20 protein-coding genes are annotated in these 23,671 nt (G+C 68.8%); 12 read left to right on the top strand and 8 right to left on the bottom strand.

Features of this window, described 5'->3' with window-relative positions; all coding sequences use genetic code 11:
• Positions 1–137 precede the first annotated feature (137 nt).
• The 4 genes from IHQ52_RS23415 to IHQ52_RS23400 all read right to left on the bottom strand — a co-directional run bounded on the left by IHQ52_RS23415 (position 138) and on the right by IHQ52_RS23400 (position 7,271).
• Entirely contained in the window at positions 138–1,331 is a 1,194-nt protein-coding gene (locus tag IHQ52_RS23415; protein WP_238064012.1) for a M24 family metallopeptidase, read from the bottom strand.
• Between the two features lie 72 nt (positions 1,332–1,403).
• The gene (locus IHQ52_RS23410) at positions 1,404–2,909 is read right to left on the bottom strand and encodes an NAD-dependent succinate-semialdehyde dehydrogenase (RefSeq protein ID WP_238064011.1); all 1,506 of its coding nucleotides are present in this window, start codon (positions 2,907–2,909) and stop codon (positions 1,404–1,406) included.
• A complete protein-coding gene (locus IHQ52_RS23405; RefSeq protein ID WP_238064010.1) occupies positions 2,906–5,980 on the bottom strand; it encodes an FAD-binding and (Fe-S)-binding domain-containing protein in 3,075 nt (1,024 codons plus the stop codon). Before IHQ52_RS23405 ends, IHQ52_RS23410 begins: the two co-directional genes overlap by 4 nt.
• On the bottom strand, positions 5,964–7,271 hold the full coding sequence (locus tag IHQ52_RS23400; RefSeq protein ID WP_159405264.1) for an aspartate aminotransferase family protein: 1,308 nt from the start codon (positions 7,269–7,271) through the stop codon (positions 5,964–5,966). Before IHQ52_RS23400 ends, IHQ52_RS23405 begins: the two co-directional genes overlap by 17 nt.
• Positions 7,272–7,887: 616 nt before the next feature.
• On the opposite strand from IHQ52_RS23400, the gene IHQ52_RS23395 reads away from it, so the two are divergent.
• From IHQ52_RS23395 to IHQ52_RS23380, 4 genes are all read left to right on the top strand, one after another.
• Complete coding sequence (locus IHQ52_RS23395; protein WP_238064009.1) at positions 7,888–8,913, top strand: D-2-hydroxyacid dehydrogenase; 1,026 nt, start codon at positions 7,888–7,890, stop codon at positions 8,911–8,913.
• Between the two features lie 37 nt (positions 8,914–8,950).
• Positions 8,951–9,868, top strand: coding sequence for a type III secretion system chaperone family protein (locus tag IHQ52_RS23390; protein ID WP_159405262.1), 918 nt, complete (start codon positions 8,951–8,953; stop codon positions 9,866–9,868).
• Positions 9,869–9,967: 99 nt separating this feature from the next.
• The gene (gene pyrE / locus IHQ52_RS23385; RefSeq protein ID WP_238064008.1) at positions 9,968–10,549 is read left to right on the top strand and encodes an orotate phosphoribosyltransferase; all 582 of its coding nucleotides are present in this window, start codon (positions 9,968–9,970) and stop codon (positions 10,547–10,549) included.
• Positions 10,542–11,228 carry a TrmH family RNA methyltransferase gene (locus IHQ52_RS23380; RefSeq protein WP_238064007.1) on the top strand — a complete coding sequence of 229 codons (687 nt, stop codon included), beginning with the start codon at positions 10,542–10,544 and terminating at the stop codon, positions 11,226–11,228. The genes pyrE and IHQ52_RS23380 overlap by 8 nt, the downstream gene beginning before the upstream one ends.
• Positions 11,229–11,267: 39 nt before the next feature.
• Here the strand turns inward: IHQ52_RS23380 and IHQ52_RS23375 are convergent, their stop codons facing one another.
• Entirely contained in the window at positions 11,268–11,999 is a 732-nt protein-coding gene (locus IHQ52_RS23375) for a VTT domain-containing protein (protein WP_006438111.1), read from the bottom strand.
• A 169-nt stretch (positions 12,000–12,168) separates the two neighbouring features.
• On the opposite strand from IHQ52_RS23375, the gene IHQ52_RS23370 reads away from it, so the two are divergent.
• The 3 genes from IHQ52_RS23370 (at position 12,169) to fbaA (ending at position 15,476) form a co-directional block, all read left to right on the top strand.
• A complete protein-coding gene (locus IHQ52_RS23370; protein ID WP_238064006.1) occupies positions 12,169–13,818 on the top strand; it encodes a GMC oxidoreductase in 1,650 nt (549 codons plus the stop codon).
• On the top strand, positions 13,815–14,267 hold the full coding sequence (locus IHQ52_RS23365; RefSeq protein WP_238064005.1) for a hypothetical protein: 453 nt from the start codon (positions 13,815–13,817) through the stop codon (positions 14,265–14,267). The genes IHQ52_RS23370 and IHQ52_RS23365 overlap by 4 nt, the downstream gene beginning before the upstream one ends.
• A 171-nt stretch (positions 14,268–14,438) precedes the next feature.
• Positions 14,439–15,476 carry a class II fructose-bisphosphate aldolase gene (fbaA, locus tag IHQ52_RS23360; RefSeq protein ID WP_238064004.1) on the top strand — a complete coding sequence of 346 codons (1,038 nt, stop codon included), beginning with the start codon at positions 14,439–14,441 and terminating at the stop codon, positions 15,474–15,476.
• 93 nt (positions 15,477–15,569) lie between these two features.
• Here fbaA and IHQ52_RS23355 read toward each other — a convergent pair whose 3' ends face one another.
• Together IHQ52_RS23355 and IHQ52_RS23350 are read right to left on the bottom strand one after the other, a co-directional pair.
• The gene (locus tag IHQ52_RS23355; RefSeq protein ID WP_238064003.1) at positions 15,570–15,890 is read right to left on the bottom strand and encodes a hypothetical protein; all 321 of its coding nucleotides are present in this window, start codon (positions 15,888–15,890) and stop codon (positions 15,570–15,572) included.
• Entirely contained in the window at positions 15,887–17,866 is a 1,980-nt protein-coding gene (locus IHQ52_RS23350; protein WP_238064002.1) for an Rv0361 family membrane protein, read from the bottom strand. The genes IHQ52_RS23355 and IHQ52_RS23350 overlap by 4 nt, the downstream gene beginning before the upstream one ends.
• Positions 17,867–18,035: 169 nt before the next feature.
• Between IHQ52_RS23350 and IHQ52_RS23345 the strand changes: the two genes are divergently transcribed.
• The 5 genes from IHQ52_RS23345 (at position 18,036) to IHQ52_RS23325 (ending at position 22,986) form a co-directional block, all read left to right on the top strand.
• Complete coding sequence (locus IHQ52_RS23345; protein ID WP_006438105.1) at positions 18,036–18,482, top strand: DUF3151 domain-containing protein; 447 nt, start codon at positions 18,036–18,038, stop codon at positions 18,480–18,482.
• A gap of 19 nt (positions 18,483–18,501) precedes the next feature.
• A complete protein-coding gene (locus IHQ52_RS23340; RefSeq protein WP_238064001.1) occupies positions 18,502–19,623 on the top strand; it encodes an FUSC family protein in 1,122 nt (373 codons plus the stop codon).
• Positions 19,624–19,689: 66 nt separating this feature from the next.
• On the top strand, positions 19,690–20,604 hold the full coding sequence (locus IHQ52_RS23335) for a cation diffusion facilitator family transporter (RefSeq protein WP_159405254.1): 915 nt from the start codon (positions 19,690–19,692) through the stop codon (positions 20,602–20,604).
• Between the two features lie 48 nt (positions 20,605–20,652).
• Positions 20,653–21,480: a polysaccharide deacetylase family protein gene (locus IHQ52_RS23330; protein ID WP_238064000.1), complete on the top strand. Its 828-nt coding sequence runs from the start codon at positions 20,653–20,655 to the stop codon at positions 21,478–21,480.
• Positions 21,481–21,585: 105 nt separating this feature from the next.
• On the top strand, positions 21,586–22,986 hold the full coding sequence (locus IHQ52_RS23325) for an MFS transporter (protein WP_024498147.1): 1,401 nt from the start codon (positions 21,586–21,588) through the stop codon (positions 22,984–22,986).
• Between the two features lie 9 nt (positions 22,987–22,995).
• Here the strand turns inward: IHQ52_RS23325 and IHQ52_RS23320 are convergent, their stop codons facing one another.
• On the bottom strand, positions 22,996–23,652 hold the full coding sequence (locus tag IHQ52_RS23320; protein ID WP_024498148.1) for a hypothetical protein: 657 nt from the start codon (positions 23,650–23,652) through the stop codon (positions 22,996–22,998).
• Between the last annotated feature and the right edge of the window lie 19 nt (positions 23,653–23,671).

The following is a 23,671-nucleotide window of genomic DNA, read 5'->3' as shown; positions in this document are numbered from 1 at the left end:
GGTCCTCGCACCTCAGGCAGCGGTTGGGTTGTCGTGCGGTTCTCGTATGTCGGGCAGCGGTTGGGTTGTCGTGCGGTTCTCGTATGTCGGGCAGCGGTTGGGTTGTCCTGTGTTCCTTGTTCTTCAGGTGGCGGCGGTCATTTCTGGATCAGTTCCCGCGGGAACGACGTGAAGCACTCGACGCCGGTGGGGCTCACCCGCACCGACTCGGAGAGCTCGAAACCGTAGTTGTCCATCCACATTCCGCAGACGATGTGGAAGGTCATGTTGGTCTCGAGGACGGTCTCGTCCTCGGTGCGGATGCTGATGGTGCGCTCACCCCAGTCCGGCGGATACCCGATGCCGATCGAATAGCCCAGACGTGAGGGCTTCTCGAGGCCGTACTTGGCGAGGGTCCAGTTCCAGGTGGAGGCGAGTTCGCGGGTCGCCACTCCCGGCCTGATCGCCTCGAGGACGTTGTTCAAGCCTTCGGCGGTCGCCTTCGCGACGTAGTCGAGTTCCTTGTGCGGCGTACCCAGCGACACGGTCCGCGCGAGCGGGCAGTGGTATCGGTTGTGCGCGCCGGTCAGTTCGATGACCACCGCTTCGTCCTCGACGAAGGTGCCCTGATGCCAGGTCAGGTGGGGGGTGTCGGCTGCTGCACCGGTCGGCATCATCGGCACGATCGCCGGATAGTCGCCACCATAGTCCGGTGTCCCGGTGATCTGTGCCTGCGAGATCGCCGCGGCCGCATCGCATTGCCGCACACCGATCTCGATGGTGTCGATGGCCGCACGCATGGCCTCCGAACACACCATCCCGGCCTGCCGCATCAACTGGACCTCGGCTTCGGACTTCACCGATCGCACCCAGTTGACGAGTTCGAAGTTGTCGACGAGCTTCCACTCCGGGATCGCGTTGTGCAGCGCCCGATATGCCTTGGGGGAGAAGAAGTGCGAATCCATCTCCAGGCCGACCGAACCCCCGCGGGACGCGGGGGCGATGGCGTGTCGTTGCCGGAGCGACCACGCCACCCAGTCGAAGGGATGAACGTGCGGCCGGTGCACGTAGCTCTCCGGGTACCCGACGATCTGGTCGTCCGGCAACCACGTCGTGCGGTGTGCGCCACGGGCATCCATCTCCCGGGCGTAGAAGACCATCTCGCCCTCGATCGGGACGAACAGCATCTGCGGGGTGTAGAACGACCATGCGTTGTACCCGATCAGATAGAAGATGTTGGCCGGATCGGTGACGATGATCGCCGACAACCCCTGACGGTCCATGAGTTCGCGGACGCGTGTCAGGCGCTGTTCGTACTCGCTGTCGGTGAACAGCTGAGTACCGAGGTACATGGGCTTCCTGCTCCTTGCTCACACGTCGGTGGTCGGGTGCCGGACGGTCGTTCCGGGCAATGGATCTCCGGATCAGTGACGGATCGGGGTCGCCGTGTACTTCATGTCGAGGAACTCCTCGATGCCCACGCGGCCGCCCTCACGGCCGAGGCCGGATTCCTTGACACCACCGAACGGAGCGGCCGGATTCGACACGATGCCGGTGTTCACCCCGACCATACCGGCTTCGAGCGCAGCCGACAGGCGAGCGCAACGGTCGACGTCCTGGCTGAAGAAGTACGCGACCAGGCCCCACGCGGTGTCGTTGGCGAGTGAGATCACCTCGTCGTCCGCGGCCGGGTCGAGGGGATTGTCGGCGTCGCCGAACGGGATGATCGCCGCGACCGGGCCGAAGATCTCGTTGCGCACCAGGTCGGCGTCGAGTCCGACACCGGTCAGCACCGTGGGCGGGTAGAAGTAGCCGGGACCTTCGGTGGCCTGCCCACCGCACGCGACCGTGGCGCCCTTGGACACCGCGTCGTCGACGAGCGAGGAGACCTTCGCAACGGCCTTCGGCTCGACGAGGGGCCCGACCTGCGTGCCCTCGGCTGCGCCGTCGCCGACCTTCAGAGCGGCCATCTTCGCCGTGAACGCCTCGGTGAACTCGTCGATCACGCTGCGATGCACGAAGATCCGGTTTGCCGCGGTGCACGCCTGACCGGTGTTGCGCATCTTGGCCAGCATGAGACCGTCGACGGCACGGGCGATGTCGGCGTCGGCGCACACGATGAACGGGGCATTGCCGCCGAGCTCCATCGAGGTGCGCATGACGGTCCCGGCGGCCTGCCGCAGCAACGTCTTCCCGACCTCGGTCGATCCGGTGAAGCTGACCTTGCGGGCGAGTCCGCTGTCCATCCATTCGGTGACCACCGTCGACGGATTCGTGGTGGTCACGACGTTGAGCACGCCGGCGGGCAGACCCGCCTCGACGAGGATGTCCGCCAGCAGGAGGGTGGTCAGCGGGGTGAGCTCCGCGGGCTTGAGGACCATCGTGCAACCGGCGGCGACGGCAGGCCCGATCTTGCGGGTCCCCATGGCCAGCGGGAAGTTCCACGGTGTGATCAGGATGCACGGACCGACCGGCTGCCTGCTCACCACGATGCGATGGCCGCCGTCGCCGGTGGTGGTGTGGTCACCGCCGATCCGGACGGCCTCCTCGGCGAACCACCGGAAGAACTCGGCGCCGTAGGCGACCTCGCCCTTGGCCTCCGCCAGCGGCTTGCCCATCTCGGCGGTCATCACGGAGGCGATCTCGTCGACCCGGTCCATGATGAGTTCGTATGCGCGGTAGAGGATCTCGCTGCGACGTCGCGGTGAGGTGGCCGCCCACTCGGCCTGATGCGCGGCCGCGGTCTCGAGTGCGCGGCGGGCGTCGGTGGCGTCGGCGTCGGCGACCCGGGCGAGCACCTCGCCGGTCGCCGGGTTGAGCACGTCGAACCGGTCGCCCGCGGCGGCCGGAACCCATTCACCGTCGATGAACAGGTCGGTGCGGATGGACGAGATGGCGTCGGGGACCTGGTGGTTGGCGATGGCCGTCATGGTCGGGCTCTCCTCGGTTCTTCGGTGGTCTGTCGGGGTTTTGATGTGGCGGTGAGCAGTTCGGCGAGGTGGACACCGCGGACCTCGCGTGCGCCGGCGAGTCCGTCGTCGACCGTGGCGAGGTGTTCCACCGCCATCGCGCAACTGAATCCGTCGGTGATGACGGGACGATGCGGGTCGCCGCGCAGCGCCGGGGCGAGCCCGTTCTCCGCGACGGCCATGCTGACCTCGTAGTGTCCCTTCTCGAAACCGAAGTTACCTGCCACGCCACAGCATCCGTCGGCGGAGTGCACGGTGACACCGAGCGCTTCGAGAGCGGCGGTGCCGGTGCGGGCGCCGAAGACCGCGTACTCGTGGCAGTGGGTCTGGAGGGTGACCTCGTCGGGTAGCGCCGGCGGTCGCCATCCCGCGTCGAGCAGGGTCGGGAGGTATGCGGCGAAACTCCGGACCCGCGCCGCCACGCGACGAGCGCTGTCGGTGGGGACGAGTTCGGGCAGGTCCTTGGCCAGTGCGGCAGCACAACTCGGCTCCGGCACCACGATGGGACGGTCGGTGCCGTCGTCGAGAGTCGCAGCGGTGCGTCGAAGTGTCCGGCGGGCCTTGTCCAGCTGGCCGGTGGAGATCCAGGTGAGCCCGCAGCAGTTGTCGGCCGAACACCCCACCTGGTCACCCGTCGCGCCGAGTACCTCGCTGACGGCCGAAGCGACCTGGGGGCGGAACGCGCGGGTGAAGGAGTCGACGAACAGGATGACCTGCGAGGTCGGGGACACCGGCGCGAGTGCGTCGAGATGGGTCCTGCGGGCGCGGCGGGTCGAGAACGACGGCATCGTCCGGCGCGGATCGATGCCGCCCGCGCGTGCGGCGAGACCGCTGATCTTCGACGACAGCGCACGATTGACCAGTGGTGCCGCGATCCCCGCCGCCGACAGCCACGCCGGCATCCAGCCCAGCGAGTAATGCGACAGCGGGCGGATGCGGCGACGGTAGTGATGGTGGAGGAACTCCGACTTGTAGGTCGCCATGTCGACGCCGGTCGGGCAGTCCGTCGAACATGCCTTGCAGGACAGGCACAGTTCGAGGGCTTCGGCGACCTCGGGGGATCGCCATCCGTCGTCGATCGACGGCGCGGTGCGCACCATGTCCTGCAGGACACGGGCACGACCCCGCGTGGAGTCCTTCTCATCGCGGGTCGCCCGATAGCTCGGGCACATGACACCGGTGGTGTCGGCCCGGCACCGGCCGACGCCGATACAGCCCTGAACTGCATGGACGAAGGGGTCCAGGAGCGGCAGGTCGGTAGAACCAGCCCGGAGATGCGCCCCTGAGGGAGTCGTCGAGGACGTGGTGTCGTCGACGCCGCTGAGGGCGGATTTCGGGGGCTTGTCTCGGGAACCGTGGCCGAGGTGGAACGCGGTGGGCCAGGTCCGGCGCGGGACATCGGCGAGAGCGAGGTCGGCGGTGATCGACGGTGGGTCGATGATGCTGCCCGGGTTGAGGGTCCCGGCCGGGTCCCAGATCGACTTGAACCGCGCGAAGGCCGCCATCATCGCGGGTGAGTACATGATCGGGAGCAGCGCCGAGCGGGCGCGTCCGTCGCCGTGCTCCCCGGACAGCGAACCGCCATGACGGACAACCAGTTCGGCGGCCGCGGTGCAGAAGTGCTCCATCACGGCGCGTCCCTCGGGCGTGCGCAGGTCGAACGTGATGCGCACGTGCATGCACCCGGCGCCGAAGTGGCCGTACATCACGCCGGTCAGGCGGTGATGGTCGAGCAGTTCGGCGAAGTCGTCGAGGTAGTCGGCCAGGCGCTCGGGGGCGACCGCCGCGTCCTCCCAGCCGGGCCAGGATTCGTAGTTCCCGCCGATGCTCTCGTCGTCGGGGTCGGCCAGTCGGGACGACAGTCCGGCGCCGTCCTCACGGACGCGCCACAGGGCCTTGCGCCGCACCGGGTCGTCGACGACGGTGGCGCCGATCATCCGGCCCTGCCCACGCAGGTGGTCGAGGAGGCGCTTCGCGGTCGCGGGGACGTCGTCTTCCCCCTGCGCCGCAGCGCTTTCGGAGTCGACGTCGATGAACAACCAGGCCGAACCCTCGGGGAGTCCGGCGACGGTGTCCCGGCCGCGGCGCGCGGCCATCGTCGCGACGATCTTCCGGTCGATGCCCTCGATGGCCGATGGCGAGAACGGGAGGATCGCGGGTACGTCGCGAGCGGCGTCCGACGGGGAGTCATAGCCGACGCAGAGCAGGAGCTGGGAGGTCGCGACCGGAACGAGCCGCACCTTGGCCGACACCACGATCGCGCATGTCCCCTCGCTGCCGACGAGTGCACGCGCGACGTCGAAACCGTTCTCCGGCAACAGTCGTGCGAGGTGGTAACCCGAGACCTGACGCGGGATGGTCCCGAGTTCCGTGCGCAGGATCGCCAGATTGGCGGCGGCGAGATCACCGAGGGAGGCACTGATCTCGGTTGCGCGGGCGACCGCGGCGGCGTCGCCGGGGTCGGTGGCGTACAACCCGTCCCGGGTCGCGGTGAGCAGGACACCGTCCGCGGTAACGAGGTGGAGCTCGATGACGTGGTCACTGGTACGTCCGTACCGGACTGAGTGGTTACCGCAGGCGTCGTTCCCGATCGCGCCGCCGAGTGTCGCCCGCGACGCCGACGAGGGGTCGGGCGCGAAGGTGAGCCGGCCGCCGGTCGCTGCACGGGCACGTGCCGCCAGCGTGGTCAGCACGATGCCCGAACCGGCCACCGCGCTGGAGGTCTCGGCGTCGATCGACAGCACACGGTCGAGGTGACGGGACAGGTCGATGACGACGCCATCGCCGATGGCGTTGCCCGCCATCGATGTACCGCCACCGCGCACGACGACCGGGACTCCCAGATCGTGACAGCGGGCCACGATGATGGCGACCTCACGCGCGGACCGCGGGAATGTCACGGCCAGCGGCGGGATGCGGTAATTCGAGGCGTCGTAGGAGTATTCGGCCAGGCGCCGGGGCGACGCGTCGGCATCGATGCCGAGGTCGGTGAGTTCGACCGCGATGTCCACCGGCCTAACCCAGTGCGGCATGCAACGCTGCGCCGAACCGTGCGACGCCGAGGTCGATCTCGTCGGCGGTCACGACGAGTGCCGGGATGAGTCGGACGACGTTGGCCGAGGGGCCGCAGGTCAGCGTCAACAGACCCTGGGCCGTGGTGGCCTGCTGCACCGCGACGGCGGCAGCGGCGTCGGGCACGGTGTTGCCGGCCGCGTCGGTGGTGATGAACTCGATGCCGGCCATCAGACCGAGGCCGCGGACGTCGCCGACGCCCGGGAATCGTGCACACACCTCACGCAGGCCGGCGAGCATCTGCTCGCCGCGCACGCGGGCGTTCTCCACGAGTCCCTCGGCCTCGATGACCTCGAGGGTCGCGATGGCAGCCGCCGCGGCCACGGCATTGCCGCCGTATGTACCGCCCTGCGAGCCCGGCCACGCCTTGCTCATCAGCTCGGTCGGCGCGGCGATCGCCGAGATCGGGAAACCGGAGGCCAGGCCCTTTGCGGTGATGATGATGTCGGGAGTCAATCCCTCGGCGTGCTGGTGGCCCCAGAACCTGCCCGTGCGACCGAAGCCGGCCTGCACCTCGTCGAGGATGAGCAGGATGCCGTGCCGGTCGGCGCGTTCGCGCAGCCCCTGGAGGAAGCGAGGCGGAGTCGGCAGGTAACCGCCGTCGCCGAGGACGGGTTCGATGAGGAACGCGGCGGTGTCGTTGGGGGCGACGCGCGACTGCAGGAGGTAGTCGAGCTCGCGCAGCGCGAAGTCGACGGCGGTGTCGGTGTCCCAGCCGTAGCGGAAGGCATAGGGGAACGGCGCCATGTGGACGCCGCTCATCAACGGGGAGAAGCCGGCCGAGAATCGCGTCCCCGCCGTGGTCAGGCTCGCCGCGGCCACCGTGCGGCCGTGGAATCCGCCCTGGAAGACGATGATGTTCGGCTTGGCGGTCGCCATCCGGGCGAGACGAATCGCGGCTTCGACAGCTTCCGAACCGGAGTTGGCGTAGAAGACAGAGTCCAGGCCTGCCGGGAGGACCGCACCCAGACGTTCGGTCAGCTCCAGCAGCGGCGGATGCAGAACCGTCGTGTACTGGGCGTGGATCACCTTGGCGCACTGGGCCTGTGCGGCCGCGACCACATGCGGGTGGCAGTGACCGGTGCTGGTGACCCCGATGCCGGTGGTGAAGTCGAGGTAGTCGCGGCCGTCGGTGCCGTGAATCCAGGACCCCAGGGCATGGTCGACGACGACGGGCGTCGCCTGTTTGAGCGCAGGACTGAGCGAGGCGGTCTGATGGGTGCGGGTGGGGGAGTCAACGCCGGCAGTCATGGGTACACCGTGACGGGAGATCGTACGATTGTCAACAATGTGACAGTCAGCGGTGGTGGGGGTCCTTTCGATACGGCTCCTCGCTGCGCTCGTCGCCTACTCAAGGAGCGGGAGGGCTCCGTTGTCAACCGGAGGTCCGGCTTGGAGGTTGAGCCGGTAGCGAGCGGAGCGAGCCACCGCGTCGAAACCTCGCGCCACGCTGGTTGAGCCGGTAGCGAGCGGAGCGAGCCACCGCGTCGAAACCTCGCGCCACGTTGGTTGAGCCGGTAGCGAGCGGAGCGAGCCACCGCGTCGAAACCTTGAGCCGGTCGGTGGGGTGTGGTGGCGGGCGGGTTTCGACGCGACGCCTCGCTTCGCTCGGTGTCGGCTCAACCGGCATTGGGGTTGCTCGGTGTGTAAGTTTCGGCGCGTCGCCTCGCTTCGCTCGGTGTCGGCTCAACCGGCATTGGGGTTGATCGGTGTGTAAGTTTCGACGCCTCGCTTCGCTCGGTGTCGGCTCAACCGGCGGGGGGTTGCTCGGTGTGGCAGTTTGGTGTCTCGGCTCGTGCCTACTCAAGGAGCGGGGAGTGCGTCGTCCACTCGACGAGTGCAGGGGGATCGGGGTTACGGTGGCCGTATGAGCACCCGACGACCGGTCCTCGCGCTCCTCGGTGCCCCAGGTGTCGCGCCGCCGCCGAACCTCGACCAACTCGCCGACCTCGCCGAGATACGCCATTGCGTCGCAGACGATCTCGCGCAAGTCCTACCTGGTGCGGACGTGTTGGTGTTGTGGGACTTCTTCTCTCGCGCGCTCGCCGACAACTGGGGTGACGCGACGTCGGCGCTGCGCTGGGTGCACGTCTGCGCGGCCGGGGTCGACTCGTTGCTCTTCGACGAGTTGACCGCCTCTGACGTGGTGGTGACCAACGCGCACGGGGTCTTCGACCGTCCCATCGCGGAGTTCGTTCTTGCCTCGATCCTCGCGCGCGACAAGCGTTTACACGAGTCGATGGCCCTGCAGCGCGATCATGTCTGGAAGCATCGCGAGACCGTCGGCACGTCTCGGGGTTCGGTCCTCGTGATCGGCACCGGCGGGATCGGTCGTGCCACCGCGCAACTACTCCGTGCGGTGGGGATGCGGGTCGTCGGTGGAGGGCGGACCGCGCGGGAGTCCGACCCCGACTTCGGTCGGGTCATCCCCACCGCCGAGCTCGCCGATCACGTCGGCGACTTCGACAACGTCGTCACCATCGCGCCGCTGACCTCGCAGACCGCTGGGATGATCGACGCTCGAGTGCTCGCGGCGATGAAGCCGGGAGCGCACCTGATCAACGTCGGACGCGGGGAGCTCGTCGACGAGCCGGCGCTCGTCGAGGCGTTGCGCGCGGGGCACCTCGGGGCGGCCTCGCTCGACGTGTTCGCCACCGAACCGTTGCCCGCCGACAGTGAGCTGTGGGATCTTCCCGGTGTCGCGATCTCGGCGCACATGAGCGGCGATGCCCTCGGCTGGCGCGAGGCGCTGGCCGAACAGATCCTCGACAACCTGCGCAGATATGTCGGCCTGGAGGCTCCTGCGGACGGTGCCGCGCTCGCCGAGACGCTGGTCAACGTCGTCGACAAAGAACGCGGCTACGTAACGGCCACACTTCGACAGGGCGGATGACGTCGCCGCGGCCCTGCCGATAGTAGGCTGTAGCGCGATGACCACCGTCTATTTCCTGATCGCCGCCGTGGCACTCGCGGGTGCGGGCGTCCTGTTGTGGCTCGACCGGCAGCGGTCGAGCGTCGCGCGACACCAGCGTGCGGTCTGGGGGGACGAGCACGAGTTCAAGTTCCGCGAGACGGACACCAAGCTGCGCAAGGTGTTTCGCAGGGCGACGATGAATGTCCCCGATCATGTCGAGGTCCGCGACGTCGCGTATGGCCGCTACGGCGGCGTGGAGACCGTCGTCTTCGATCTCGCCGAGACCGCGACCGTGATCGCGGTCCGCCGCTCGTCGCCCTCGCCCGTCGTCGTGGACCTGCGTCACGAGGATGTGCTGGCGCCGGCCGAGGAGGACGTCGAACTCCTCGGTGCGATGGGGCCGCGAGTCATGTTCTCCAACAACCTCGACGTCGCGCGCCGTGTCTGCGACCGGCGGATGGTCGCGCTGGCCAACAAAGCCCCGGCGTTCGTCGAGGTGCTGTGGAACGAGGGCAACTGGGCGCTCGGTTCGCTGCCGTTGACCAACGACCCCGCGACACTCAACACCGGCCTCGAGGTGGTTCGTCGTTTCGCCGACCTGCTGCGTGTTCTCCCGCCGGTGCGCGAACCCGAGGACTCGCCGGACCCTCGCGATCCACACGGACCCACGCGCGCCGAACTCGCCGACGAGAAGACCGAGTCGATGCGCGACAAGCGTCGTCGCCAGGCTGCGGCGGCTCCCGCTACGGAGGCTTCTGCGGCAGCCAGGCCGAGCGCGCCGCCGGTCCGCAAACCGCCGGCGACAGGTGCAGCGCAGACGACGACCGGCCGGGGCATGGCCCCTATGCCCGTCCGCGGTTCCGGCTCGCGGAAGCCGGAGGATTCGCGTCGCCCAGACGACACGGGCGATCGCTCCAACCGTCACCGCAGCTGATCCGACAGGGCTGATCTGACGGTGTCGCGGACACCGTAGGGTAATCGTCATCCAGTGCACACCGGCCCACGGCCGGCGAGTTCGAGAGTGAGTAGTCGCATGTCCTCGTCAATCCCGGTTTCCGACGACACGCCACCCCAGGTCGACTCGGCGGGCCGGGCACGACTCGCCGAACTGGTCCGCGAACTCGCCGTCGTGCACGGCAAGGTGACGCTCTCCTCCGGTAAGGAGGCCGACTACTACGTCGACCTGCGCCGCGCCACCCTGCATCACGAGGCCTCTCGGCTGATCGGCCGGCTGATGCGCGAGCTCACGGCCGACTGGGATTACGTCGCCGTGGGTGGATTGACGCTCGGCGCCGACCCGGTCGCGACCTCGATCATGCACACCGACGGCCGCGACATCGACGCCTTCGTCGTGCGCAAGGCCGCCAAGGCCCACGGTATGCAGCGTCGGATCGAAGGACCCGACATCGTCGGCCGCAACGTGCTCGTCGTCGAAGACACCAGCACCACGGGTGCCTCACCGTCGACCGCGGTGGAGGCCGTGCGCGAGATCGGCGGCAACGTCGTCGGTGTCGCCACCGTCGTCGACCGTGCGACCGGTGCGGACGCCGTCATCACCGGGCTGGGCGTGCCCTACCGCTCGCTGCTCGGGCTGAGCGATCTCGGCCTTGCCTGACGCGCTCGACCCAGACACCAGCGTCGCCGGTCCCACCGAGTGGGTCACCGGACCGCCGGTGGGTGTGGGCGCGTGGTCCGTCGAACATCCCGACGAGCCTATCCCGGACGACGAGCGCCTCGACCCCGAACTGCTGGCGAACGGGGACACCCGCAACGTCGTCGACGCGTACCGGTACTGGAAGCGCGAGGCGATCGTCGCCGACATCGACTCGCGTCGCCACCCACTACACGTGGCGATCGAGAACTTCGCCCACGACGCCAACATCGGCACTGTGGTGCGCACCGCGAACGCCTTCGCCGTCGCAGCGGTCCACATCGTCGGGCGTCGTCGATGGAACCGTCGTGGTGCGATGGTCACCGACCGCTACCAGCACCTCATGCACCACGACACGGTCGGGGACCTGATCGACTGGGCTCGGCGCGAGGGGCTGGCCGTGGTGGCGGTGGACAACACCCCTGGATCACGGCCGCTGGAGACCGTGGAACTCCCGCGCGAGTGTGTGCTGCTGTTCGGCCAGGAAGGTCCGGGCGTGAGCGACGACGCGCAGCGGCAGGCGGACATGACGGTGTCGATCGCCCAGTTCGGATCGACCCGCAGCATCAATGCGGGTGTCGCGGCCGGGATCGCGATGCATGCGTGGGTACGCCAGCACGCCGACCTCGGTGACGCCTGGTAGCGGACCTCGATACCGGTTCGCGCCTCCGCGGTTCGGGGCCTACTCGGCCGGCGGGGTGGTGGCCGGGTCCTTCGACGGGGCCAGCGGCTCCTCCTCGACGACACCCTTGCGCGACCGCAGGATGCGCTTGACGATCTCCGAGATGATCGGCAGCACCGACACCAGCACGATGATGATGAAGATGTAGTCGACGTTGTCGCGGATGAACTCGATCTGCCCGAGGAAGTATCCGAGCAGTGTCACACCCACGCCCCAGGCCACCGCGCCGACGATGTTGTAGGTCAGGAAGACGGCGTACCGCATGCGGGCAGCGCCGGCGACCAGCGGTGCATAGGTCCGGACGATCGGGACGAAGCGGGCCAGGATGATCGTGACCGGGCCGTGCTTCTCGAAGAACTCGTGGGCCTCGTCGATGTAGGCCTGTTTGAGGACCTTCGCGTTCGGTGTGAACAAGGTGTAGCCGAGTTTCTTGCCGATCCAATACCCCACCTGGTCGCCCAGGAACGCAGCGATCGGGATGGTGACCAGCAGCACCCACAGCGGCGCGAAGGGCTCGATCTCCGCCGACTTCGCCGCGACGATCAGGCCTGCGGTGAAGAGCAGGGAATCGCCCGGGAGCAGCGGGAACAGGAGCCCCGACTCGATGAACACCACCAGCAGCAGACCCGCCAGCATCCAGGTGCCGAACGAGTTGAGCAGGTTGACCGGATCCAGGAATCCCGGCAGAAGAGCCAGGTTGGTGGTCGTGGTGGCAAGTGCTGAGTCGATCACGGGATCCCAGAGTACCCACGAATGCGACCTGGGCAGAATCTCGCGAAATCGACGACGACGAATCGCGCCGGGATCGGGAGCGGGGCGTGCGACCGGTTCGGCGGCACGAGACGACTTCACCGGATGGTCCCGCCCCGCCATCCCGACCGGTCCGAACTAAGCTCCTCGCATGATGTCCGGTTCGTCGAACGACCCCTCCCAGCACCCCTCCGCAGACCCCGACGACACCGCGGACGTGATCGTGGTGGGCAGCGGGTTCGGTGGCGCCGTCTCGGCATTGCGGCTGGCCGAGCAGGGTCGGCGCGTGCTGGTGCTCGAACAGGGTCGTCGGCACTCGCCCGAGGATCTCCTCGCCGCCCGCACCGACCCGCGCAAGTACCTGTGGATGCCGGAGCTGGGGCTGAAGGGCTTCTTCTGGCAGCGGGTGCTGCGACACGTCGGCATCATCGGCGGCGCCGGTGTGGGAGGCGGCAGCATCGTGTGGGCCGGCGTACTCCTGGAACCCAAAGAGGAGTTCTTCACCGACCCCGCCTGGCCCGAGGTGGTCGACGGATGGCGCGCCCAGCTGACCGCGCACTACCGCACCGCCGCCCGCATGCTCGGACGCGAGACGACGCGGTTCGTCGGCGAGATGGACCGCCACCTCGAGACCACCGCGGAGAAGATGGGCGCAGGACAGACATACGGCCCCACGCCCATGGCGATCTGGTTCGGTGCGCCCGGTGAGGAGGGCGTCACCGTCCCCGACCCGTTCTTCGACGGCGAAGGCCCGGATCGCACCGGGTGCCGGCTCTGCGGAGCCTGCCTGATCGGCTGCCCGTACGGCAGCAAGAACACCCTGGACCTGAACTATCTGTGGCTCGCCGAGCGCCGGGGAGTCCGGATCAGCCCGGACACCCGCGTCGAGACCGTGGCCGCGATGCCGGAGGGCGGATACGAGGTCCGCACCGCCGACGGTGAGGTCCTGCGCGCGGCCGAGGTGGTGCTGGCCGCGGGCGTGCTGGGCACGGTCGAGTTGCTGTTCCGCTCCCGCGAGCAGGGGCTGCTGCCGCACGTCTCGCCCCGATTGGGTCACGGGGTGCGCACCAACTCGGAGGCCATCACCGCGGTTCTCGCCGACGATCCGGACGCCGATCTCACCCGAGGCCCGACCATCTCCAGCGAGTTCTATCCGGACGAGGCCACGCACGTCACCCAGAACCGGTACGTCGGCGGTTGGCACATGCGTCTGCAGCTCGGCCCGCTGATCGACGGTGAGGTCCCTTCCCGGCGACGGCGCGCGGCGCTGGCGGAGCTCGGCCGCCACCCGTTCCGGCAGCTCCGGCTGATGACCGCGCGCAACTTCATCGAGCGCCTGAGCGTGTTCACGGTGATGCAGAACGTGGAGAACGAGATCCGCCTGGTGATGGACCGCTCCCCGGTCACCCCGTGGCGCCGCGTCCTGCGGTCTCGAACCGGTGGGGCCGCCCCGGCCCCGAGCTACCTGCCGCAGGCCAATGAGGTGGCCCGGAGATTCGCCGAATCGGTGGGCGGCCGGCCGCTCAACCTGCTGCTGGAGAGCGTGGGCGGCAAGTCCATCACCGCACACGTCCTCGGCGGGGCCGCGATGGGGACCGACGCCTCCGACGGCGTGATCGACACCGACCACCAGGTGTTCGGCCATCCCGGCCTGTACGTGGTGGACGGCTCGTCGATCCCGGCGAACGTAGGTGTCAACCCCAGCCTGACCATCACCGCCATGGCCGAGCGGTTCGCCGCCCGCTACCGTGCCCGCCGGACCTCGTCACCCGACCACACCTCGAGCATCGGAGCACAGTGACCACCACCCTGCCCACGTCCCTGGGGCGCCTACGCACCCTGTTCTCGGAGACGTCGCCCCCGACCACGCTGCCCGCCCCCGGCGACTACCTCATCACCTTCGTGGGACCGGCCCCTCTGAAGGCGATGGCGCCGCGGGCGATCGCGCTCGGCGGGATGCGGGGCTGGCGCGGGAAGCGGTTCGCCGCCGATGGTGACGCCGTCAACCTGGTCGACGACGCCGACGGCTCCCTCCGCGAGCTGATGCCCATGCAGGTGACGCTCGAGCCCTCATGGCTCGACGGCCGGCCGGTCATCGTGTGTTCATACGGGCAGGACGGACCGATGCCGTGGCGGTGGGTCCGTGACGAGTTCCGGGCACTCGACGACCGCCGGCTGCTCGGGCTGACCTTCGCCGGCGGCCGGTGGTCCGCACCGCTGGCCGCGCCGTTGTTGCTCACCCGCTCCTGAGCCGAGGACGGTGCAGGTCCGGGGCCTCAATGGTGGGCGCACCCGCCGGTGTGGCACCTGCCATACTGAGGGAAGTCCGGCCGCGGGAAGTCCGGCTGCTCGCCACGGAGAACAACCGACGGCGAGAGAACCCGAACACCAGAGCACATCAACACCCTGGAGGATTCGTCGATGCCCATTGCAACCCCGGAGCAGTACGCCGAGATGTTCGACAAGGCGAAGAAGGGTGGTTACGCATTCCCCGCGATCAACTGCACCTCGTCGTCGACCATCAACGCCGCGATCAAGGGCTTCGCCGACGCCGGCAGTGACGGCATCATCCAGTTCTCGACCGGCGGTGCCGAGTTCGGTTCGGGCCAGGGCGTCAAGGACATGGTGACCGGCGCCGTCGCACTGGCCGAGTTCGCGCACGTCGTCGCCGCCAAGTACGACGTCTTCATCGGCCTGCACACCGACCACTGCCCCAAGGACAAGCTGGACACCTACGTGCGCCCGCTGCTCCAGATCTCGCAGGAGCGCGTCGACGCCGGCCGCAACCCGCTGTTCCAGTCGCACATGTGGGACGGCAGCGCCGTGCCGCTCGACGAGAACCTCGAGATCGCCAAGGAACTCCTCGCCAAGGCGGGCGCCGCCAACATCATCCTGGAGATCGAGATCGGCGTGGTCGGCGGTGAAGAGGACGGCGTCGAGAACGAGATCAACGACAAGCTGTTCACCACCCCCGAGGACTTCGAGAAGACCATCGAGGCCCTCGGTGCCAGCGACTCGGGCAACCGCTACCTGCTCGCCGCGACCTTCGGCAACGTTCACGGCGTCTACAAGCCGGGCAACGTCAAGCTGCGTCCCGACGTGCTGAACACCGGCCAGGAGGTCGCCGCCAAGAAGCTGGGTCTGGCCGACGGCGCGAAGCCCTTCGACTTCGTCTTCCACGGCGGCTCGGGCTCGCTGAAGAGCGAGATCGACGAGGCGCTGAGCTACGGCGTGGTGAAGATGAACGTCGACACCGACACCCAGTACGCCTACACCCGTCCGGTCGCCGGCCACATGTTCGGCAACTACGACGGCGTCCTCAAGGTCGACGGCGACGTGGGCAACAAGAAGGTCTACGACCCGCGCAGCTGGTCCAAGAAGGCCGAGGCGAGCATGAGCGAGCGCGTCGTCGAGGCCTGCAACGACCTCAAGTCGAACGGCAAGTCGCTGACTGCCTGATCGTCTGACACACGATTCTGCCCGCACCCGGAAGGGTGCGGGCAGAACTGTTCTCCGGGGTCGAGGGGAGAGGTGAGGCGGCCGCAACCGGCGTCAGGAGGTCAGCAACCCGACCATCACCGCAACCGCCAGTGCGATCATCACGAGCGCGGCGACGACGACCGCCGGGTCGGTGCGCGAACCTGACCCGGTGCGGGAACGCGCATCGGTGTCCCCGGGATGTGCCGGCCGGATACGCCGCGACGGGCCGCCCGAAACCGGCGGCGGCGTGGGTCGTCGAGGAGTGAAGTAGGCCGGGACGTCCGAGGACTGCTCCCCGGACTCCGGCCGGCCTTCCTGCCGGTCCGATCGCGGGGCGTGGGGCGGCGGAGGGGATGTGGTCGACGGGGGACCCCACCCCTGACCGCCGGTCACGTGGGGTTACACACCTTCCAGGCATCACCGTCGCGCTGCAGGTTCAGCGTCACGGTCTCGGGTGTCTCCGGCGAGCTCGTGTGCACCGCGACGACCTCGACCACTGCCAGGTCGCCGCCCTCGACGACCCGGACGGCGTTGATCGCCTGCGTCTGGACGAGCTCGTTGCGGGCCTTCTGCGCGTCGTAGGTCTTCTGGTAGGCGGCGTCGTCGAAGTCCGTGTAGAAGGCGTGCAGCTCGCCACACGTCACCGACCGCAGGGTCTCGAGATCGCCTTCGTACAGCGCGGTTGTGTAGTCCAGCGCCACCTCGGCGGCCTCGTCGGCCGGCGGGGTCGCCGTCATGTTCTGGTAGGCGAAGATGCCGCCGATGGCCGCCACGATCACCACGAGGAGCGCGACGACGGCGATCAGCGGACCCTTGCCGCGTTTCTTGGTGGTCTTCGACGGCTTGCTGCCGGGGATGACCTGAGGCTGGTGGGTCGTGGTCGTCCACTCGCCGGTCGACGACGGGGCGACCGCGGGCTCCGGGACGGTGTCGGTGCGCTCATCCGTCGCCGGCGACTTCGTGCCCGCAGCGGTCGCACCGGCAGCCGCGGCCCCGGCGGCTGCCGCCGGGATGACCTTCGTGGCGGCGTCCGAGTCGGATTCGTCTTCGGGCACGTCCTCCGACGCGGCGCTCAACTCGTCGGTGTCCTCGGCAGTCGGCGGCAGCACGATCGCCTCGGTGGGTGCCTCGCCGGACGGCGCCTCTTCGTCGGTCTCGGTGTCGTCGGTCTCGGTGTCCTCGGCTCCGGTGCCCTCGGTTCCGGTGGCCTCGACCTCGACGGGCTCGTCCGACGCGGCCTCGTCCTGGACCTCCGTCTCGGTGGCTTCGGCGGTCTCGGTGGGCTCCGCGGTCTCGGCGGCAGCGTCTCCGGCGGGCTCGGTGGCGGCCTCGTCGGATTTGGTGTCCTCTTCTTCGATTGCCGCAGTGGAGGTTTCGGCTTCCCCGTCCGCGGCTGCGTCCACCGCTTCGGGTTCGCCGGTCTCATCCTCGACGGAGGTGTCCTCGTCGGACTCGCCGGTGCTCGCCACGGCAGCACCGGCGGCTGCTGAGCCCGCTGCGACGGCGGCGACGGTGGCGCCAGACTCACCGGCGTCGTCGGCGTCCTCTGCTTCCCGGGTCTCCGATGCACCGGACTCAGCCGACTTCTCGGTGCCCGACTCCTCTGCGCCCGACACCTCTGCGCCCGGCACGGCGGACTCGTCGTCGTCCGCTGTCGTGGCCTCCGCCTCCGCCTCCGCCGTAGACGCGCTCGCCGGGTTTTCGACTGCTTCGGTTTCGGTCTCGGGCGCCGCAGTCGCGTCGATGTCGTCGAGATCCTCGAGTTCGCTCGGGTCGGGAAGGTCCTCGCGGCGGATCACGGTGGTCTTCGAATCGCTCGGACCCAGACGGGCGGGCTTGCTCGTCGGCGCGGCCGGGGTCTCTTCACCGCTGGTGCCCGCATCATCGGCCCCGAGCGGATCGATCGTGTCCAGATCCTCGAGATCCTCGGGTGACGGGAGATTGTCCCGACTGATCACCTGGGTGGCGCCGTCGATCCCGCGTCCGCCCTTCGGCTTCGGTGCCTTCGCAGGGCGGGGCGCGTCAGTAGCGTCGGTGCCGGTGGCCGCCGCCCCGTCGGCCTTGTTTCCGTCGGCCTGGTTCTCGGCGGTGTCGTTCTGGGTGGGATCGTCCACGGTTGGCTCGTGGCCCTCTCTGCTGGTGCTCCGGTTCCCGGCGTCCTCGCCGGTCGGAACATTATCCGGGGTGGTGTCTGCGATGTCCGTGTGAGACCCGGAATCCTGGCCGGACTCCCTCTTCGGCCCGGGAGGACTCAACGGGTCGGTGCCCGGTGTGTGGCCGGTCCGCCGCGCGCGACGTTCGTCCCGGACCTGGCGCAGCGTCGAGAGTGCTTTGGTGACAGCAGTTCTCGGCCCCTCTGATCGAGCCATCGACTGATCACCCCGCATTCTTGCCCATCGCATGGTTTCGGTCCGGCCGCCGAGTGACTCGGTGACAGGACCGATTGCGTCATTCACCCTAGCGAATCGCCGGCCGGTCGAGCACTAGGGCGTTCGGTCGATACGGTCGCCTCCGCGGTCACGATGCTTGAATGGGTACATGACGTCATTCGGAGATCTCCTCGGCCCGCAACCGGTTCTGCTCACCGGCGACGACGACGCCGAGTCGGACCTGCTCAACGGGGCTGTCCCCGCCGAGGTCGCGGCCGCCCATCCCACGGCCTCCATCGCGTGGGCATACCTCGCCGAGGCGGCGCTCGAGACCTCGACGGCTGCCGGTGAGGCGGGTGACACCAGCGCGGTGATCGCGGCCTACGCCTACGCCCGGACCGGCTACCACCGCGGCCTCGACCAGCTGCGCCGTCACGGATGGAAGGGCTTCGGTCCCGTCCCGTGGAGCCACGAACCCAACCGCGGCTTCCTGCGGTGCGTCGGCGCGCTCGCGCGCGCCGCCGAATTGATCGGCGAGGAGGACGAGCATCTGCGTTGCCTCGACCTCCTCAACGACAGCGACCCCCGGGCGGCCGCCGAGCTCGGCCTGGTCTGAGCGACCCGCGACCCGTCGAATGCCGGCAGCCGCGAGCGGTTCGTATCCGCGCCGGGTCTACGACTCCCTGCCCGGGACCGTCAGACGACGCCTTCGGCGTCTGAAGATATCTCTCGTCCCGATCGTCCAGTGCGCGCTGGCCGCCGGGGTGGCGTGGTGGATCGCCATCCACGTCTTCGCACATCCGGACCCGTTCTTCGCACCCATCGCGGCTGTCATCTCGCTGGGACTCGGTCTCGGACGCCGATGGCGTCGATCGGTCGAACTCGTCGGCGGTGTCGCGATCGGCATCCTCGTCGGCGACCTCTTCATCGGGGTGGTCGGTGAGGGCGCCTGGCAGATCATGGTCGTCGTCGTCCTGGCCATGTCGCTGGCTGTCGTGCTCGACGACGGTCTGCTGATCCCCATGCAGGCGGCGTCGTCGGCCGTCCTGGTCGCGACCCTGCTGCCGCCCGGCGGTGTCGCCGGGTTCCACCGCGCGATCGACGCGCTGATCGGCGGGGTTGTCGGGATAGCGGTGGCTGCGTTGTTCCCGGTCAACCCGGCCAATCGGGCGCGGGAGGACGCAGCGGGCGTTTTGCTCACCATCCGAAACGCGGCGCGGTCGGTCGCCGCGGGTCTGCGCGACGGGGATGCGGAGACGATAGCCGCGGCGCTCGAGGCCGCACGCGGGACGCAGACGGCCATCAACAACATGCGCACCGACATGACCGGCGGCCGGGAGGTCACCCGGATCTCGCCGCTGTACTGGGGTTCGCGTGACCGTCTCGACCGGCTCGTGAGAACCGCGGACCCGATCGACAACGCGGTCCGCAACTTCCGGATCATCGCCCGTCGGTCCCTGGCCGTCACCCAGCGCGGTGAGCGGGTCCAGCCGGCGATCATCGAGATCATCGAGGACGTGGGCGGAGCGTTCGAGGTTCTCCGGGAGATGATGCTGGCCGACCCCGGTGAGGACCCCGACCCCGTGGAGGCCGCGCGCGTCATCCGCTCGATCGTGCGCAAGGCGCCCACCGACCTGGCCGTGAACAGCCATCTCTCGGAAGCCGCGCTGCTCGCGGAGGTCCGCTCGTTGCTCGTCGACCTGCTGATGATCGCGGGGTTGCGCCGGTCGTCGGCGCTGGCGACCCTGCGGAGCTGAGGCCGCCCGCCGGACACGGCGGACTGTTGCCACATATGCGAACTTGTGCATATATTGACCGCCATCATGGGTCATTCACATTCGCATTCCCACACCCCCGGGACCGGTGCCGCGGGGGAGCGGCGGCTGTGGCCGATGGTGCTGGCGGTGGCTCTCATCGGCGGGTTCTTCGTGGTGGAACTCGTCACCGGCATCGTGGTGAACTCCCTCGCCCTGATCGCCGACGCCGGGCACATGCTCACCGACGTGGTCGCGCTGATCATGGGGCTGATCGCGTTGCTCCTGGGCCGGCACGGCCGTACCACGGACACCCGCAGCTTCGGGTGGCATCGCGCCGAGGTGTTCACGGCCGTCGCCAATGCGGTCCTGCTCATCGGGGTCGCGGCCTTCGTCCTGTTCGAGGCCATCGAGCGCATCGGCAACGATCCCCAGGTTCCCGGCCTCACGCTGATCGTCGTGGCACTGCTGGGTCTGGCGGTGAACCTCGTCGTCATGCTCCTGCTCCGCGCAGATGCGCAGGAGTCCATTGCCGTCCGCGGCGCCTACCTCGAGGTCCTGGCCGATGCGGTCGGCAGCGTCGGGGTCCTGATCGCCGGCATCGTCGCGCTGACCACCGGGTGGGGTTACGCCGACATCGTGGTCGCGGTCCTCATCGCCCTGTGGGTGGTGCCGCGGGCACTCCGGCTCGCCATCGACGCGCTGCGCATCCTCAATCAGCAGGCGCCCGCGCACGTCGACGTGGAGGCGCTGCGTGCCGACCTCGCCGGTATCCCCATCGTCGACGACGTCCACGACCTGCATGTCTGGACGCTGACCACCGGGATGGACGTGGCCACGGTGCATCTCGGCAGCAGCCGCCCGAACGCCGAGGTGCTCCCGGCGGCGCAGGCCGTCCTGGCCCGTCACGGACTCGAACACGCCACCGTTCAGGTGGACCCGAACGACGATCAGCGACGATGTCGTGACGAGATGACGTGGTGAGCCCGCGTCGCTGAACCCAAAATGTCGGTTATGCCTTAAATTCCCGGCATGGAACGACGCGACTTCCTCGCGGTCCTCGCGGCCGGCACGGTGGGGGCCCTGAGCGCGAGCACCGTGACGGGGTGCGCCTCGCCGGTCCCGGCCGCCGAGATCACCCCGTCCGGCACTCCGCTTACGCTGCCCACCTCGCCGGCCGGCCCGCCCACGCCGGCCTTGTCCCGTGCCGGACTGCTCCCGCCGGCCGTGGGAACCCGTCGCGCGCTGCCCGCCGAGCCGATCACGCGACTGCCGGGCAAGGGCAGGCACATCGCCCTCACGGTTGACGACGGCGCCAGCTCCGAGGTCATCGGGGCCTACGTGGAGTTCGCCCGTGACACCGGTGCGCGGTTCACGTTCTTCGTGACCGGATCGTTCGACGGGTGGACCGATCACCGCGCCGAGCTGGCCCCGCTCGTCGAATCCGGGCAGATCCAGCTCGGCAACCACACCTGGACCCATCCCGCTCTCACCGAACTCTCGGCCAAGGGGATCGCCGACGAACTCGGACGGACGAAGCGGTTCCTGAAGAAGAACTTCGGCGTCGACGGCACGCCGTACTACCGACCACCCTTCGGCTACCACAACGCGGCGGTCGACGCGGTGGCCGCCGACCTCGGCTACACCATGCCGACGCTCTGGTACGGCTCTCTCTCGGACTCCGGCCTGATCACCGAGAGGTACCTCGTGCAGTGCGCACGCAAGTACTTCCGGCCGCAGACCGTCGTGATCGGCCACGCGAACCACGATCCCGTCACCAAGGTCTATCCCGAGCTGGTCGAGATCATCCGCCACCGGAAGCTGCGCATGGTGACGCTCGACGACTATTTCGCGTCCTGACCGCCACGACAGCGGACCCCGCCGATGCAAGCCGGGCGGGGATTTGCGCTCACGCTGATTCGTAGTCGTCGACACCAGGCGTCTCGCCGCTACCGTGAGCCGGTCATGGCCTCATCTCTGCGGACTTCCGCCTCCCCCACGGTTCACGAGACCGACGCCGAGCGCCGCAAGCGACTCCGTACGGTCGTGGCCGCGAGTCTCCTCGGCACGACGGTCGAGTGGTACGACTTCTTCCTCTACGCGACCGCCGCGAGTCTGGTGTTCAACACGCTGTTCTTCCCCGACCAGAGTTCTTTCGTCGGGACGCTGCTGTCGTTCGCGACATTCGCGGTCGGATTCGTCGTGCGACCGATCGGCGGAGTGATCTTCGGGCACATCGGCGACCGGATCGGACGCAAACGCACCCTCGCGATCACGATGGTCATGATGGGCGTCGCCACCGCGCTGATGGGTGTGCTGCCCACGGCCGCGTCGGTCGGCGTGATCGCCCCGATCCTGCTGTTGCTGCTGCGCATCGTGCAGGGTTTCGCGCTGGGCGGGGAGTGGGCCGGCGCCGTTTTGCTGTCCGTGGAGCACAGCCCGAACGGCAGAAGAGGTCTCTTCGGCAGCATCCCGCAGATCGGGCTCGCCCTCGGTCTCGCGCTGGGCACGGGCGTGTTCGCACTGCTCCAGGTGGCGCTCGACGACGACGCGTTCCTGACCTACGGCTGGCGAATCGCCTTCCTCGTGAGCATCGTGCTCGTCGTCATCGGATTCGTGGTGCGGCTGAAGGTCGACGAGACCCCGGCGTTCACCGAGGTGGCCGAACTCGCCCAGAAGTCGACGGCACCGATCCGCGAGGTCGTGCTCCCGCCGAACACCCGCAACACCGTGCTCGGACTGCTCGCCCGCTGGGGTGAGGGGTCGGCGTTCAACACCTGGGGCGTGTTCGCGATCGCGTACGCAACGAGCGAACTCGACATGGAGAAGGTTCCGGTCCTGGTGGCGGTGACCATCGCCTCGCTGGTGATGGCCGTGCTGCTCCCGGTGTCCGGGCTCCTCACCGACCGGTACGGCGCCAAACCGGTCTACCTCGCCGGCATGACCGCCTACGGGCTGTCCGTCTATCCCGTGTTCGCGCTCTTCGGCACCGAGAACCTCGTCTGGTTCACCGTCGCCCTGGTGATCGTGTTCGGCGTGGTCCACGCCCTCTTCTACGGTGCCCAGGGCACGCTGTTCGCGAGTCTGTACCCGACGCAGGTCCGCTACACGGGTCTGTCGGTGGTCTACCAGTTCTCCGGTATCTACGCCTCCGGGCTGACCCCGCTGATCCTGACCGCATTCATCGGTGCGGCCTCCGGGTCGCCGTGGGCGGCCGCCGGCTACCTGGTGCTGACCGCGGTGATCAGCGTCGTGGCCTCCTCGTTGATCCGTCGCGAGGACCTGCACCTGACCACCGGGAAGGACGCCGTCGCCGAGTCCGCCGGAGATCCCACGCAGACGCCGGCCCCGGTCCCGGTCGGCTGAGCCGGCCTGTCAGGGGCGTACGAGCAGCAGATCGGTGACGTGGCGGTAGAACGTCGACCGCTTCAGTACGCGCTCGTTCACGACGCCCTCGCGTTCCACCACGATGTTGGTGCCGCCCGTCTGCACCGCCCGGCCGGCGACCCACCGTCCCGGCAGCAGCCAACGCTCGACCTGGGCGCGCAGGCCGGGACCCTCGAGGGTGGGTTCGATGAGGACCGAACGCACCTCGCCGTCGAAGAGTCGTTCGCTGTCGACGTAGGACTCGCCGTGCAGTTTGGCGCCCTCGGCGCCGAGATGACGGGCACTGCCGAAGATGACCGTCGCGGCGTCGTCGCGGATGAGCGGCACCGGGCTCGCGGTGCCGTTCTCGGCCAGCTGACGGGCGGCCGGCCCGTGTGGGAGGCGGTACCGGCGCGTCGCCGGGGTGCCTTCTGCCGAGACGTATGCGACTTCCACGTCGAGACGTTCGGTGGCCATGAGGGCGGCCACGACCTGCCCGAGGAAGGTATCGTTCTCCTCGGCGACGGTGGGTGCGAACCGTTCGGCGACACGGGGTTCGACGATGAGGCGGGTGACGGCCGCATCGGACAGGGCGTCGGTCACGGCGGCACGGATCGTCTTCTTGTCGTCGGCGCGACCGGCTTGGGTGATCAGGGCGAAAGGCACGCGGATAGGGTATCGGGGG

It is taken from the genome of Gordonia amicalis, from assembly GCF_022059885.1.
GTDB lineage: Bacteria > Actinomycetota > Actinomycetes > Mycobacteriales > Mycobacteriaceae > Gordonia > Gordonia amicalis.
The sequence above is the reverse complement of the archived record's forward strand: the minus strand, read 5'-3'. Positions and strand labels throughout refer to the sequence as shown.

What these genes read in the sequence shown, in the direction of transcription:
- IHQ52_RS23415 (WP_238064012.1), bottom strand. Translation starts at nt 1,331, where the DNA reads ATGTACCTCGGTACTCAGCTGTTCACCGACAGCGAGTACGAACAGCGC.
- IHQ52_RS23390 (WP_159405262.1), top strand. Translation starts at nt 8,951, where the DNA reads ATGACCACCGTCTATTTCCTGATCGCCGCCGTGGCACTCGCGGGTGCG.
- IHQ52_RS23340 (WP_238064001.1), top strand. Translation starts at nt 18,502, where the DNA reads ATGCCGGCAGCCGCGAGCGGTTCGTATCCGCGCCGGGTCTACGACTCC.
- IHQ52_RS23350 (WP_238064002.1), bottom strand. Translation starts at nt 17,866, where the DNA reads ATGGCTCGATCAGAGGGGCCGAGAACTGCTGTCACCAAAGCACTCTCG.
- IHQ52_RS23335 (WP_159405254.1), top strand. Translation starts at nt 19,690, where the DNA reads ATGGGTCATTCACATTCGCATTCCCACACCCCCGGGACCGGTGCCGCG.
- IHQ52_RS23370 (WP_238064006.1), top strand. Translation starts at nt 12,169, where the DNA reads ATGATGTCCGGTTCGTCGAACGACCCCTCCCAGCACCCCTCCGCAGAC.
- IHQ52_RS23325 (WP_024498147.1), top strand. Translation starts at nt 21,586, where the DNA reads ATGGCCTCATCTCTGCGGACTTCCGCCTCCCCCACGGTTCACGAGACC.
- IHQ52_RS23330 (WP_238064000.1), top strand. Translation starts at nt 20,653, where the DNA reads ATGGAACGACGCGACTTCCTCGCGGTCCTCGCGGCCGGCACGGTGGGG.
- IHQ52_RS23410 (WP_238064011.1), bottom strand. Translation starts at nt 2,909, where the DNA reads ATGACGGCCATCGCCAACCACCAGGTCCCCGACGCCATCTCGTCCATC.
- fbaA (WP_238064004.1), top strand. Translation starts at nt 14,439, where the DNA reads ATGCCCATTGCAACCCCGGAGCAGTACGCCGAGATGTTCGACAAGGCG.
- IHQ52_RS23405 (WP_238064010.1), bottom strand. Translation starts at nt 5,980, where the DNA reads ATGCCGCACTGGGTTAGGCCGGTGGACATCGCGGTCGAACTCACCGAC.
- IHQ52_RS23395 (WP_238064009.1), top strand. Translation starts at nt 7,888, where the DNA reads ATGAGCACCCGACGACCGGTCCTCGCGCTCCTCGGTGCCCCAGGTGTC.
- IHQ52_RS23400 (WP_159405264.1), bottom strand. Translation starts at nt 7,271, where the DNA reads ATGACTGCCGGCGTTGACTCCCCCACCCGCACCCATCAGACCGCCTCG.
- IHQ52_RS23345 (WP_006438105.1), top strand. Translation starts at nt 18,036, where the DNA reads ATGACGTCATTCGGAGATCTCCTCGGCCCGCAACCGGTTCTGCTCACC.
- pyrE (WP_238064008.1), top strand. Translation starts at nt 9,968, where the DNA reads ATGTCCTCGTCAATCCCGGTTTCCGACGACACGCCACCCCAGGTCGAC.